Raw genomic sequence first — 12,517 nt, 5'->3', positions numbered from 1 at the left:
GAAAAAAGATGAAAGAATTTGCATTAAAATATGGCTGTAATCCTAATCAGAAGCCGTCAAGGATCTATATGGAGGATGGCTCTTGTCTTCCTGTTACTGTGCTTAACGGAAGACCGGGCTATATCAACTTCCTTGATGCCCTAAACGGCTGGCAGCTGGTTTCTGAGATGAAGAAGGCTACAGGACTTGCCTGCGCGACCTCATTCAAGCATGTATCTCCTGCCGGAGCTGCAACAGGACTTCCTCTCACAGATGTAGAAAAGAGGATCTACTGGGTCGATGATATGGATATTGAGTTCTCACCTCTTGCCAATGCATATGCAAGAGCAAGGGGAGCAGACCGTATGTCGTCCTTTGGTGATTTCATCTCGCTCTCTGATGTCTGCGATGTTCCTACAGCCATGATAATAAAAAGAGAGGTATCCGACGGAGTGATAGCTCCAGGATACGAGCCGGAGGCTCTTTCTATCCTGAAAGCCAAGAAGAAGGGCAATTACAATGTGATCCAGATAGATCCTTCCTATGTGCCTGCTCAGATAGAAAAGAAGCAGGTATTCGGAGTTACCTTCGAGCAGGGAAGAAATGAGCTTCATATAGGCCCGGATTTCTTTGATAATATAGTGACAAAGAATAAGGACCTTACCGATGAGGCAAAGAGAGATCTTGCTATTTCAATGATCACACTCAAGTATACACAGAGTAATTCAGTCTGCTATGTAAAGAACGGTCAGGCTATAGGTATAGGAGCCGGACAGCAGTCAAGGATCCACTGCACCAGACTTGCAGGTAGCAAGGCTGACAACTGGTGGCTGCGTCAGTGCCCTAAGGTCCTTGAGCTTCCTTTCAGGGACGATGTTCACAGGGCAGACAGAGACAATGCTATAGATCTCTATATAGGTGATGAATACGAGGATCTGCTCGCGGACGGAGCCTGGGAGAGGGTATTTACAGAGAAGCCTTCTGTATTTACAAGAGAGGAGAAGAGGGCCTGGCTTGATAAGAATACAGATGTATGCTTAGGCTCAGACGCCTTCTTCCCGTTCGGAGACAATATAGAAAGAGCCCATAAGTCAGGCGTGCGCTATGTTGCAGAGCCGGGCGGATCCATCCGTGATGACAATGTAATAGCTACATGCGACAAGTACGGAATGGTAATGTCATTTACCGGGATCAGGCTTTTCCATCACTGATAGGCTATGAATATAACGATAGCCTGTGTCGGCAGGGTGAAGGAAAAATTCTTCCGGGATGCAATAGGAGAATATACTAAGCGGCTTGGCAGATATGCCAGACTTTCTATAAGAGAGGTAAAGGATGAGCCTGCTCCGGAGAATGCTTCCCCTGCTTTGACAGAAAAGATAAAGGAGACGGAGGGTATCCGTCTCCTTAAGCTTATTCCAGATTCTTCATATGTGATAGCTCTTGCTATAAACGGAAAGCCCATGTCGTCCGAGGAGCTGGCCACCTTTATCGACAGATCAGCCCTGTCCGGGAAAAGCCATCTGGTCTTCGTGATCGGAGGATCGCTTGGACTATCGGATCAGGTCATAAAAAGGGCAGACTTCCTGCTTTCCTTTTCAAGGATGACCTTTCCTCACCAGCTGATGAGGGTAGTGCTCTTAGAGCAGATCTACAGATCCTTTCGAATCATAAATCATGAGCCTTACCACAAGTGATCCTGCGGGAATTCTCGTCAGGTATCAGTATACCGCTTTTACTTATCTGAATGGCTCTGTATATATCTCTGACCTCAAGGTCCTTCTTTAGTATCATGTCCTTATATGACCCAAGCTCGTTTACCGACATGAAGAGAGGGATGCCTTGGGTCTTTTTTATATGGGAAAGCATGGACCGTCCCTTTTCTGATGCCTGAAGTATCCAGAGATAAGGCCTGAAGTCGCATCGCTTAAGCAGGTCCAGGTCATGGTCTGTTATCCCCAGGAGTATATGGATAAGGGCCCGCCTGATCCTGGAGGCGGTAAGACTTTTATTCTTGAGAAGGTCTGTAAAGCTATTAAAGCTCTGATAGCGGGGAAGCAGCCTTTCTATCCTGTTTGATAAGTCATCTGATACATCAAGGAAGCGAGAGAAGGAAAGCCCCTTATACTTCTCCCTCAAAAGAGCCAGCTGGAGGGGAAGGTCAAGATCGCGGTCAGAAAGCAGGAGATTTTCGTCAAGGCCATTTTCTATTGCCTTATAGGTAAAGCTGCTCAAATGCTTTTTTACGGCAGACAGATTCCCGCAGGAAAGCTGTCTCCTTATATATGAGGCTGATACGAACTCGCCGTCGTTTATGCTGTCATTGTAGCCCTGCCCCTTCCTTTTTTTTAGCACAAGCTTAAGAGATGGTGCAAGCTTCGTGATTGCCTTCTGGTATTCTATGGCAAGGATATTGTTGGGGCTTGACAGCAGTCCCCTTATATCATCATGCCCGGGAAGGCATGAAAGGATGGCTTCCTCTCTGGCCTTAGGGAAGCTAAGCCCAGTACGAAGGCCTTTCTGCAGGACCTTTTTGTATTGGGAGGGCTCATCAGTAAGTATGGAGGCTATAAGCTTTATTAGAGCTGCATCACTTTCCTCAGGGGAAGAAGAGCCTTCATAGCCGCATAGTATGGTATCGCAGCCACAGGCATATAGAAGTGAAACTCCGCATGAAGCAAAGATCTCTGCGCTTGAGCATGAGGCTATTGCAGGTATCCCTGCGATGAGATCAGCTCCGGCACAGACAGCGCATTCTGCCCGGCTGTAGCGGTCAAGTAAGGCTATGCCGCCTCTTTGTGTGAAATCAGCTCCTTCTGCTATTACGACTGAATCTGAACCCAGGTCCTTTCTTGCATAGCTTATCAGAAGCTCATGACCCGAATGGAGGGGGTTGAATTCAGCTACAATTCCTGTTACAGGCATAATTTTCCTTTCAGTATTGGCTTGATATGATAGAAGCATAGCATGTAAGAAGGCTTAAGGCAATATAAACTTATCATCTTGAAGAATCATAAATACAGTTGTATAATAGAAAAGCTGCGGGGATCAGCCCGCGAATGAAAATAAGGAGAAGAAAAAATGAAGGTTTTAGTGATCAACTGTGGAAGCTCATCCCTTAAGTATCAGGTCATAGACTCTGAAACAGAGAAGGTCCTCGCAAAGGGACTCTGCGAGAGGATCGGAATCGACGGAAGACTCGTCTATCAGCCGGCCGGATCTGAAAAGATCATTACAGAGTCAGCCATGCCTACCCACAAGGAAGCAGTCAGGATGGTACTTGACGCATTAGTTGATAAGGAAAACGGAGTTCTTTCAAGCCTGAGCGAGATTGGAGCAGTAGGACACCGTATCGTGCATGGAGGCGAGAAGTTTACAGAGAGCGCACTTATAACAGATGAGATGCTAAGAAAGGTCGAGGAATGCAATGAGCTTGCTCCTCTCCACAATCCGGCCAATATCATAGGGATCAACGCCTGCAGGGAGCTTATGCCAGGAGTTCCTATGGTCGGTGTCTTTGACACAGCCTTTCATCAGACGATGCCTGCAAAGGCTTATATGTATGCGGTTCCTTATGAGTGCTATCAGAAGTACGGAGTAAGGCGCTATGGCTTCCACGGTACCTCCCACAGCTTTGTAAGCAAGAGAGCAGCAGAGGTAGCCGGTATCGAGCTTGCCAATTCAAAGATAATAGTATGTCATTTAGGAAACGGAGCATCTGTTTCAGCCGTTCTTAACGGAAAGTCGGTAGATACATCAATGGGACTTTCTCCTCTCGAGGGACTGGTAATGGGTACACGTTCAGGTGATATAGATCCTACTGCAGTTCAATATATAGCAAAGAAGGAAGGACTCGATTTCGACGGGGTTATGACACTTCTCAACAAGAAGTCAGGAGTGCTTGGAATCTCAGGTGTCTCATCAGACTTCAGGGATCTTCTTGCGGCTCAGGACAAGGGAGACAAGAGAGCAAAGCTTGCTGTTGATATGTTTGTCTACAGGGTAGCCAAGTACATAGGAGCATATGCTGCTGCAATGAACGGAGTCGATCTGATTGCCTTCACGGCAGGAGTCGGAGAGAATAACGGCTTTGTCCGTCAGGAGATCTGCAGATACTTAGGCTTCATAGGAGTAGAGATAGACAGCAAGGCAAATGAGGTCGCAGGAGAGGAAAGAAAGATCTCTACAGACAATTCAATGGTAAAGGTATATGTGATCCCTACCAATGAGGAGCTTGCCATAGCAAGAGAGACAGTAAGGCTTGCAACTGAGTGAATTTTGTAGTTGACAAGTATAGGATGAACCTGTATAATACTAAATGTTGCGGATATAACTATGCGCAGCTTTAGTTCAGAATTAAGGAGGTGTAACGTATGTCAATCTGCCCGAAGAACAAATCTTCAAAAGGAAGAAGAGACAGGAGAAGAGCAAACTGGAAGATGAGCGCTCCTACACTTGTCCCATGTCCTAAGTGTGGTCAGCTCATGATGCCGCACAGGGTCTGCAAGAACTGCGGTACTTACAATAAGCGTGAGATCGTAGCAGTAGACTGACCGAAAGTTTCGAAATGAGACCGAGTCGAAGACGATGGTCGAATCCGAAACGAGGTCGTTCTTTGAGATTGGCAAGCACAAGCGTAGCGCCGTGCGAGCCTAGTGAAAAGAACTACCTTAATGTTCTTAGATGTGATAAATACATAGTTGTTTAGGGATGTACAATTGAATGCTTTTATCATATATGCTTAAGTAGTGAGGTGTAAGATGAGAAAATCTATTCAGCCTGAATACTATCAGGCAACTGTTACCTGCAACTGCGGAAATACATTCGTTACAGGTTCTACAAAGGAGTCGATTCACGTCGAGATCTGCTCCAAGTGTCATCCGTTCTATACAGGCCAGCAGAAGGCTAATAAGGCCAGAGGCCGTATCGAGAAGTTCAATAAGAAGTACGGAATCGACAATAAATAATCATCAGCCGGGGAATCCTCCCCGGTTGTTTTTGTATATGACAATGAGAAAGCTCATTTGTCATCATGTGAGGTTTTATGGCATACAGCGGAATTGGCGGACAGGCTATAATGGAAGGCGTCGAGATGATAAACGGCACCCGGGGCGCGCTGGCCGTGCGTCTATCAGACGGCAGCATCCATACCGAGGATATAGATATAAGCCCAGAGCCGGACTGGGTAAAGAAAACCCCTGTTATAAGAGGCATTTATTCATTTTTTAATTCTCTTATAACAGGGATGGGAAGCCTGTTCAGGTCGGCCTCCTTTTTTGACGAGGAGGATAAAAAGAAAAGCCAGGCGGGTCAGAAGGCAGAAATAGGGATCACGCTTATATTTTCATTTGCTGTAGCAATAGCGGTCTTTCTTTATCTTCCTATGTTTCTTTCAGGTCTTGCCAGATCCTATATCAGCAGGAAATGGGTCATTACCCTTCTCGAGGGTATCATCCGTATAGTGATCTTTCTTCTATATATATGGCTGATAGGAAAGACGTCAGATATAAAGCGGACCTTTATGTATCATGGGGCAGAGCATAAATGCATTAACTGCATAGAACACGATCTTTTGCTTAATGTAGAAAATGTAAGAAAAAGCAGCCGTTTCCATAAGAGATGCGGGACAAGCTTTATCTTCATAGTATTTCTGATAAGCGTTGTGCTCTTTATGTTCATACGTACAGATAATACTTTTTTAAAGCTGCTATTCAGGCTGCTGCTTATGCCTCTTATAGCAGGGATTTCTTATGAATTCCTCCGGGCAGCCGGAAGGTCGGAGGGGAGACTTGTAGATGCTCTCGCAGCTCCGGGCCTCTGGATACAGAGACTTACGACAAGGGAGCCGGATGATTCCATGATTGAGGTAGGAATAGCATCGGTAAGAGCAGTATTTGATCCGGAGAAGTTTATTAGAGATCATGAATTACAGCAGTGAATTAAAATACGGCACTGATATGCTTGAAAAGGCAGCCGTTCCTGATGCAGCCCTTGATGCAAGGCTGCTTCTGGAGGAGGCTGCCGCCATCGATCATTCACATTTCCTTCTGATGAAAGGGGAGCAGGTGGACCCTCGTGTTCATGAAAGCTATGAGGAGATGCTAAGACAGAGGGCAGAACGGATACCTCTGCAGCAGATCACAGGCTATACCGAGTTTATGGGTCTGCGCTTTCTTGTTAATAAGGATGTACTTTGCCCCAGACAGGATACAGAGACCTTATCAGAGTGTGCATTAGGGTATATAGAGCATTTCAGTGAACGCCCTAAGGTACTTGATCTATGTACAGGAAGCGGCTGTATAGCTATAAGCATAGATAAGCTTTCTGATTCATATGTCACGGCCTGTGATATTTCGGAGGCTGCACTTGATCTGGCGAGAAAGAATGCTGCTCTTAATTTGGCATCAGTAAGCTTCTTTCAGGGCGATCTTTTTGGCGCTCTGCCTGAGGGGAAAGCTTTCGATCTTATAGTATCTAATCCGCCTTATATAAGAACCGGCGATATAGCAGGACTGATGCCGGAGGTTAAGGATCATGAGCCTCTTAATGCCCTTGACGGCTCATCTGACGGCCTGCTCTTCTATCGTAGGATAATAGGAGATTCGCGGGACTTCCTTTGTCCAGGAGGAGCCATAATGCTTGAGATAGGCTTTGACCAGGCAGATCAGGTGGAAGAGATAGCCCGGGGACATGGCTTTACTGATATAAGGACTATAAAGGATCTGGCCGGAAATGACCGTGTGGTCATCATACGAACCGGGATTTGATTTGATCAGGAGAAGACAGATGCTAAGAAGAAAACAGAATGACTTTGACAGCTTCTGCTGTATTGCTGACAGATGTCCGGACAACTGCTGCAGGGGCTGGCAGATAGTAATAGATGATAAAAGCCTTGAAGGGTACAGCTCATATAAGGGAGAATTCAGCCAGGAGCTTATGGCAGGCATAGATAAGGACAATGGCCTTTTCAGGCAGAAGGGAAGCAGCTGCAGCATGCTTATGGATAACGGGCTCTGCAGACTTCAGAGTACGCTTGGAGAGGACTATCTATGTGATACCTGCCGTCTCTATCCAAGACATATAGAGGAGTTTCCTGATATCAGAGAATACTCACTTTCCCTGTCATGTCCGGAGGTGGTAAGGATGGTCTTTAAGGCCGGGGACCATCTGGGTTTTACAGAGACAGAGGATAAAGAGGATGATGACTGTGATGATTACGGGGATTTTGACTATTTCCTTTTCGACAAGCTTGGTTTTCAGAGAGAACAGATGCTTGCCCTGCTAAGAAAGGACGATATCTGTCTGGAAGAAAGGATGGATATGATAGCAAAAGCAGCATTTAAGCTGCAGGCTATGTATGACTACGGAGATCTGGCCTCAATGGATCAGATCGATTATAATGAGGCTTTAGAAAAAAGAGAAGGCAGGAGAAACGGCTATATCTTCTCCCATGACTATATGATAGAAAGCTTTTCGCTTCTTATGGAGCTTGAGGAAATGCATCCCTCCTGGAGACGGGTACTTTTGAATACCCTATCCTACTGGAGGAGCCGGGATGATCGCTCAAACGAATGGAGAAGCGCCATGTATCCTCAGGGAAGGAGCAAGCTTATCTGCGAAAGGATCCTTGAATCCCTGCTCTATACCTATTTCTGCGGAAGCATCTATGATGGGCAGATCTACGCCAGAGCCATGCTTTGTGTATATACCTTAAGATGGGTCATGATGATAGGAGAGGCGGATGGCGGGCCTGGTCCGGAGGAGGCAATGTATATTTTTTCCAGAGAGGCCGAGCATTCGGATAATAATCTGAATAAGATTATAGGCTGGTTTGAGGATGAGCTCTAGCGGGTTGTCTAAAGGCCGCTTGAAGTGTAAAATAAGCCCGAGGAACAGGAGATTAGGAGAAGACCATGTTTGAAAATATAGAAACGCTTCAGATCAGATATGACGAGATCATGCATAAGGTGTCCCAGCCGGAGATCGCCTCGGATGGAGCGGCATACCAGAAGCTGATGAAGGAGGCCAACAGCATAAAGCCGCTGGTCGATACCTATGAGGAATACAAAAAGGCTAGAAATGACAAGGAGGAGGCTCTTGCCGTCCTGGAGGAGGAAAAGGACGAGGAGATGCGCGAGCTTGCAAAGGAGGAGCAGGCAGAGAGCGAGCAGAGGATAGAGGAGCTTGCTAAGAAGCTTAAGATCCTTCTTCTGCCAAAGGATCCCAATGATGAAAAGGATGTGATAATGGAGATAAGGGCCGGAGCCGGTGGAGACGAGGCTGCCCTGTTTGCGTCTGATCTCTACAGGATGTATATCAAGTTCGCTGAGTCGAGAGGCTGGCGGACAGAGATAATAGAGTGCGAGGAGACAGGAATAGGAGGAATGAAGCAGGTGAACTTTACTGTAAGTGGAAAGGGAGCCTATTCTATCCTTAAGTACGAGTCCGGAGTCCACCGTGTTCAGAGGGTTCCTGTGACCGAATCGGGAGGAAGGATCCATACATCTACAGCCACTGTTGCGGTAATGCCTGAGGCAGAGGAGGTGGATGTAGAGATAGATGAGAAGGATATAAGGATAGATGTGATGAGAGCATCCGGTAACGGAGGCCAGTGTGTAAATACGACTGATTCGGCCGTAAGACTTACCCATTATCCTACAGGAATAGTCATCTATTCACAGACAGAGAAGTCCCAGCTTCAGAACAAGAACAAGGCCTTCGCTCTTCTGCGTGCAAAGCTCTACGATCTGAAGCTTCAGGAGAAGCAGGCCAAGGAAAAGGACGAGAGACTCTCGCAGATAGGAACGGGAGACCGGTCTGAAAAGATAAGGACCTATAACTTCCCTCAGGGAAGGGTTACCGACCACAGGATAGGGCTTACCCTGTACAGACTTGACGACGTTATGAACGGGGATCTGACAGAGATACTCGATGCCCTTATTACAGCAGATCAATCGAAGAAGCTTGCAAGGCTTGAGGAGTCATAAGATGATGAAGGGAAAATGCATAGTAATAGGAGTCACAGGTTCGATCGCTGCCTACAAGGCTTGTGATATAGTAAGCTTCCTTAAGAAGCAGGGGGCCGATGTGAATGTCATAATGACAAGGAATGCCCTTAATTTCATAAATCCGATCACGTTCGAGACCCTTTCCGGCAACAAGTGCCTTGTCGATACCTTTGACAGGAATTTCCAGTTCAATGTGGAGCATGTCTCTCTGGCAAAGCGGGCAGATCTCTTTGTTGTGGCACCGGCCTCGGCTGACTTTATAGCAAAGGCGGCAGCAGGCATAGCAGATGATATGCTGACCACGACCTTTCTGGCATCGACCTGCAGGAAGATAGTTTATCCTGCGATGAACACCAGAATGTATGATAATCCTATCACTCAGGATAATATAAAGAGACTTGAGCACTATGGTATAGATGTGGAAGAGACAGATTCGGGTTATCTGGCCTGCGGGGATACAGGAAGGGGTAAGCTGGCTCCGGTTGAGGATATAGAGGAAAGGATTATGCTTCTGGCAGCAAGAGATCACGATCTTGACGGGAAACGTGTGCTGATTTCAGCCGGTCCTACCCAGGAGGATATAGATCCGGTCCGCTTTATCACAAACCACAGCACAGGAAGAATGGGCTATGCCCTGGCACGGGCGGCGGCACTGAGGGGAGCTGATGTGACCCTTGTGAGCGGACCTGTTAGTCTTAAGCCTCCTATGGGAGTAAGGATCATAAATGTAAGAAGCGCCGAGCAGATGTTTGACGAAATGACAGAGAGATCAGACCAGGCAGATATAGTCATAATGACAGCGGCAGTTGCTGATATGAGGCCGGAGAAATGTGCTGATGAAAAGATCCATAAGGTGACTATGCCTGACAGCATAAGGCTTGCGTCCAATCCTGACATACTCTCATATATAGGTGAGCACAGAAAAGAAGGCCAGATAATAGTCGGATTTTCCATGGAGACTGAGAATCTTATCGAGAACTCAAGGAGCAAGCTTGAAAGAAAGCACTGTGACCTTATCGTTGCCAACAGCCTGAGAGAAAAAGGAGCCGGATTCGGCTGCGATACTAATGTCGTTACCCTTATCACGAGGGAAGAGACAAAGGAGCTGCCTATAATGGGAAAGGATCAGGTAGCAGACCGAATCTTTACATTTATACTTGATATGTGATATAATCATATCTCGTGTGAAGAAAAGAAAAGGAGAAAATATGAGCGTAGCGATCCTTACTGACACAAACAGCGGAATATTGCCTGATGAGGCTGAACAGCTCGGAGTTTACTCGATCCCAAACCCATTCTATATAGATGACAAGCTATACAGAGAGGGAGTGGACATAGACCACAAGAGGTTCTATGAGCTTCAGGCAGCAGGCCATGAGATCCATACCTCTATGGTGATCGTAGGAGATCTACTTGATCAGTGGAATGATCTTCTGTCAAGGTACGATCAGGTAGTCTATATACCGCTTTCATCGGGACTTTCGTCGTCCTGTCAGACAGCCCAGATGCTTTCCGAGGATGATGATTATGCTGGAAAGGTATTCGTAGTCGACAACCGCAGGATATCTGTTACCATGCGTTTGTCTGTCCTTGAGGCAAAGGCTCTTGCAGATCAGGGCAGGGACGGAGCGCAGATCAAGAAATATCTTGAGGATACGGCAGGCGATTCATCGATCTATATAATGGTCGATACGCTCAAGTATCTGAAGCAGGGCGGAAGGGTGACTCCTGCAGCGGCAGCTATAGGATCACTTTTACATATTAAGCCTATACTTACCATACAGGGAGCAAAGCTCGATAAGTTCGCAATGGCCCGTACAGTAAAGCAGGCCAAGCAGATCATGATAGAAGCGATAGCAAAGGATACCCATCAGAGATTCGGTGATCCTGACGGCAGTGGCTGTGTGATCTCTGTCGCACACTCCAATAATCTGGAGGCGGCGGAGCAGTTCCGTGATGAGATACTATCAGTATTCCCTGACAGGCAGATAAAGATTCAGGAATTATCGACCGTGATTACGGTCCATACGGGACCGGGGACTCTTGCATGTACGACTTCGAAGAGTTTCCTGAAAGAGATATAACCGCCTAAGGGCGTTTATATGTGCCGTAATATTTGCGGATCCCGTCTTTTGCAACGGAGAAGGCCTGGCACGATCATATGACATGGGGACTGCATGAGCAGGACCATAAGCAACAATTATTTACAGGAGGTACATATGGTTAAGGCAGTTGTAGGAGCAAACTGGGGCGACGAGGGCAAGGGAAAGATCACAGATACCCTGGCTGATCAGGCAGATGTGGTGATACGTTTTCAGGGCGGCGCCAATGCCGGACATACGATCGTCAATCAGTATGGAAAGTTCGCTCTTCACCTTCTCCCATCGGGAGTTTTTCATCCAAACATCACAAATGTAATAGGAAATGGCGTTGCATTTGATATTGACAAGTTCTTACATGAGATAGGCGATATCGAATCAAAGGGAGTTCCTGAGCCGAAGATCATAGTAAGCGACAGGGTCCAGGTACTTATGCCCTATCATATCCTCTTCGATACCTTGGAGGAGGCCCGTCTTGCCGGAAAGTCCTTCGGTTCTACCAAGTCAGGAATAGCTCCGTTCTATTCAGACAAATATGCGAAGATCGGCTGGCAGATAAATGAGTTCTATCAGGATGATGACGCATTGCTCGAGAAGATAGATCATATAGCTGATATAAAGGATGCACTTCTTGTAAACCTCTATCATACAGATCCGATTGACAGAAAGGGCCTTCTTGCCTGGATAAAGGAGAGAAGAGACAGGATAAGGCCCTACCTTTGCGACGTTCCTAAGTTTCTCGAGGGAGAGATAAAGGAAGACAAGACCATCCTGCTTGAGGGACAGCTTGGCACTATGAAGGATCCTGATTTCGGGATCTATCCTATGGTCACCTCCTCGTCGCCTATCGCCGGATTTGGAAGTATAGGAGCCGGAATCCCTCCATATGAGATAAAGCAGATAGTCGTTGTATCCAAGGCTTATTCATCTGCGGTAGGAGCAGGAGAATTCGTCTCAGAGATATTCGGGGATGAAGCAGAGACTCTTAGGAATCACGGAGGAGACGGCGGAGAATACGGAGCTACGACTGGACGTCCGAGAAGAGTAGGCTGGTATGACTGCGTGGCATCCAAGTACGGCTGCAGGCTACAGGGGGCAACAGACGTCGCATTTACTGTCCTCGATGATCTCGGATACTTAGATGAGATCCCTGTATGCGTTGCATATGAGATCGACGGTAAGGAGACGACAGACTTCCCTGTGACAAAAGACCTAAAGAGGGCAAAGCCTGTTTATAAGACACTTCCAGGCTGGAAATGCGATATCAGGGGCATCCGTGAGTTCTCTGATCTGCCAGAGGAGGCACAGGACTATGTGAACTTCATAGAGCAGCAGATAGGCTATCCTATTACCATGGTATCAAATGGACCATCAAGAGACGACATTATTTACCGTGTGAGTCCTCTGAACAGGTAAAACACAAAAAGTTCA

General features: G+C 46.8%; 13 protein-coding genes. 12 read left to right on the top strand and 1 reads right to left on the bottom strand.

The window, feature by feature from the left end; genetic code table 11:
• The first annotated feature begins 8 nt into the window (after positions 1 to 8).
• Together ACTNCK_RS08875 and rlmH are read left to right on the top strand one after the other, a co-directional pair.
• Positions 9 to 1,190: a phosphoribosylaminoimidazolecarboxamide formyltransferase gene (locus ACTNCK_RS08875; protein WP_441082160.1), complete on the top strand. Its 1,182-nt coding sequence runs from the start codon at positions 9 to 11 to the stop codon at positions 1,188 to 1,190.
• A gap of 6 nt (positions 1,191 to 1,196) precedes the next feature.
• Positions 1,197 to 1,676 carry a 23S rRNA (pseudouridine(1915)-N(3))-methyltransferase RlmH gene (rlmH, locus tag ACTNCK_RS08870; RefSeq protein ID WP_441082159.1) on the top strand — a complete coding sequence of 160 codons (480 nt, stop codon included), beginning with the start codon at positions 1,197 to 1,199 and terminating at the stop codon, positions 1,674 to 1,676.
• Here the strand turns inward: rlmH and ACTNCK_RS08865 are convergent.
• Complete coding sequence (locus ACTNCK_RS08865; RefSeq protein WP_441082158.1) at positions 1,648 to 2,904, bottom strand: tRNA(Met) cytidine acetate ligase; 1,257 nt, start codon at positions 2,902 to 2,904, stop codon at positions 1,648 to 1,650. The two genes, rlmH and ACTNCK_RS08865, sit on opposite strands and share 29 nt — an antisense overlap.
• A gap of 156 nt (positions 2,905 to 3,060) precedes the next feature.
• Between ACTNCK_RS08865 and ACTNCK_RS08860 the strand changes: the two genes are divergently transcribed.
• The 10 genes from ACTNCK_RS08860 to ACTNCK_RS08815 all read left to right on the top strand — a co-directional run bounded on the left by ACTNCK_RS08860 (position 3,061) and on the right by ACTNCK_RS08815 (position 12,502).
• Positions 3,061 to 4,254: an acetate/propionate family kinase gene (locus ACTNCK_RS08860; RefSeq protein ID WP_441082157.1), complete on the top strand. Its 1,194-nt coding sequence runs from the start codon at positions 3,061 to 3,063 to the stop codon at positions 4,252 to 4,254.
• Positions 4,255 to 4,352: 98 nt separating this feature from the next.
• Positions 4,353 to 4,532: a 50S ribosomal protein L32 gene (gene rpmF, locus ACTNCK_RS08855; RefSeq protein ID WP_441082156.1), complete on the top strand. Its 180-nt coding sequence runs from the start codon at positions 4,353 to 4,355 to the stop codon at positions 4,530 to 4,532.
• A 207-nt stretch (positions 4,533 to 4,739) separates the two neighbouring features.
• Complete coding sequence (rpmE, locus tag ACTNCK_RS08850) at positions 4,740 to 4,946, top strand: 50S ribosomal protein L31 (RefSeq protein ID WP_441082155.1); 207 nt, start codon at positions 4,740 to 4,742, stop codon at positions 4,944 to 4,946.
• Positions 4,947 to 5,023: 77 nt separating this feature from the next.
• Positions 5,024 to 5,917 (top strand): DUF1385 domain-containing protein, encoded by an 894-nt coding sequence (locus tag ACTNCK_RS08845; RefSeq protein ID WP_441082154.1) that lies wholly within the window; start codon positions 5,024 to 5,026, stop codon positions 5,915 to 5,917.
• Positions 5,901 to 6,746 (top strand): peptide chain release factor N(5)-glutamine methyltransferase, encoded by an 846-nt coding sequence (gene prmC / locus ACTNCK_RS08840; protein WP_441082153.1) that lies wholly within the window; start codon positions 5,901 to 5,903, stop codon positions 6,744 to 6,746. The genes ACTNCK_RS08845 and prmC overlap by 17 nt, the downstream gene beginning before the upstream one ends.
• A gap of 19 nt (positions 6,747 to 6,765) precedes the next feature.
• Entirely contained in the window at positions 6,766 to 7,827 is a 1,062-nt protein-coding gene (gene fliB / locus ACTNCK_RS08835) for a flagellin lysine-N-methylase (RefSeq protein WP_441082152.1), read from the top strand.
• Positions 7,828 to 7,892: 65 nt separating this feature from the next.
• Positions 7,893 to 8,966 (top strand): peptide chain release factor 1, encoded by a 1,074-nt coding sequence (gene prfA / locus ACTNCK_RS08830; protein ID WP_441082151.1) that lies wholly within the window; start codon positions 7,893 to 7,895, stop codon positions 8,964 to 8,966.
• Between the two features lies 1 nt (position 8,967).
• Positions 8,968 to 10,155, top strand: a complete 1,188-nt coding sequence (gene coaBC / locus ACTNCK_RS08825; protein WP_441082150.1) for a bifunctional phosphopantothenoylcysteine decarboxylase/phosphopantothenate--cysteine ligase CoaBC — start codon at positions 8,968 to 8,970, stop codon at positions 10,153 to 10,155.
• Positions 10,156 to 10,195: 40 nt separating this feature from the next.
• Positions 10,196 to 11,071 carry a DegV family protein gene (locus tag ACTNCK_RS08820; protein ID WP_441082149.1) on the top strand — a complete coding sequence of 292 codons (876 nt, stop codon included), beginning with the start codon at positions 10,196 to 10,198 and terminating at the stop codon, positions 11,069 to 11,071.
• A gap of 135 nt (positions 11,072 to 11,206) precedes the next feature.
• A complete protein-coding gene (locus tag ACTNCK_RS08815; protein WP_441082148.1) occupies positions 11,207 to 12,502 on the top strand; it encodes an adenylosuccinate synthase in 1,296 nt (431 codons plus the stop codon).
• Positions 12,503 to 12,517: the final 15 nt, after the last annotated feature.

This window comes from Candidatus Weimeria sp. HCP3S3_B5 (assembly GCF_052064335.1).
GTDB lineage: Bacteria > Bacillota > Clostridia > Lachnospirales > Lachnospiraceae > Weimeria.
This window is presented reverse-complemented; position numbering and strand designations above follow the sequence as displayed.

Bases quoted from the DNA above. Each gene is read 5' to 3' on its own strand.
- ACTNCK_RS08875 (WP_441082160.1), top strand. From the start codon at position 9: ATGAAAGAATTTGCATTAAAATATGGCTGTAATCCTAATCAGAAGCCG.
- rlmH (WP_441082159.1), top strand. From the start codon at position 1,197: ATGAATATAACGATAGCCTGTGTCGGCAGGGTGAAGGAAAAATTCTTC.
- ACTNCK_RS08865 (WP_441082158.1), bottom strand. From the start codon at position 2,904: ATGCCTGTAACAGGAATTGTAGCTGAATTCAACCCCCTCCATTCGGGT.
- ACTNCK_RS08860 (WP_441082157.1), top strand. From the start codon at position 3,061: ATGAAGGTTTTAGTGATCAACTGTGGAAGCTCATCCCTTAAGTATCAG.
- rpmF (WP_441082156.1), top strand. From the start codon at position 4,353: ATGTCAATCTGCCCGAAGAACAAATCTTCAAAAGGAAGAAGAGACAGG.
- rpmE (WP_441082155.1), top strand. From the start codon at position 4,740: ATGAGAAAATCTATTCAGCCTGAATACTATCAGGCAACTGTTACCTGC.
- ACTNCK_RS08845 (WP_441082154.1), top strand. From the start codon at position 5,024: ATGGCATACAGCGGAATTGGCGGACAGGCTATAATGGAAGGCGTCGAG.
- prmC (WP_441082153.1), top strand. From the start codon at position 5,901: ATGAATTACAGCAGTGAATTAAAATACGGCACTGATATGCTTGAAAAG.
- fliB (WP_441082152.1), top strand. From the start codon at position 6,766: ATGCTAAGAAGAAAACAGAATGACTTTGACAGCTTCTGCTGTATTGCT.
- prfA (WP_441082151.1), top strand. From the start codon at position 7,893: ATGTTTGAAAATATAGAAACGCTTCAGATCAGATATGACGAGATCATG.
- coaBC (WP_441082150.1), top strand. From the start codon at position 8,968: ATGATGAAGGGAAAATGCATAGTAATAGGAGTCACAGGTTCGATCGCT.
- ACTNCK_RS08820 (WP_441082149.1), top strand. From the start codon at position 10,196: ATGAGCGTAGCGATCCTTACTGACACAAACAGCGGAATATTGCCTGAT.
- ACTNCK_RS08815 (WP_441082148.1), top strand. From the start codon at position 11,207: ATGGTTAAGGCAGTTGTAGGAGCAAACTGGGGCGACGAGGGCAAGGGA.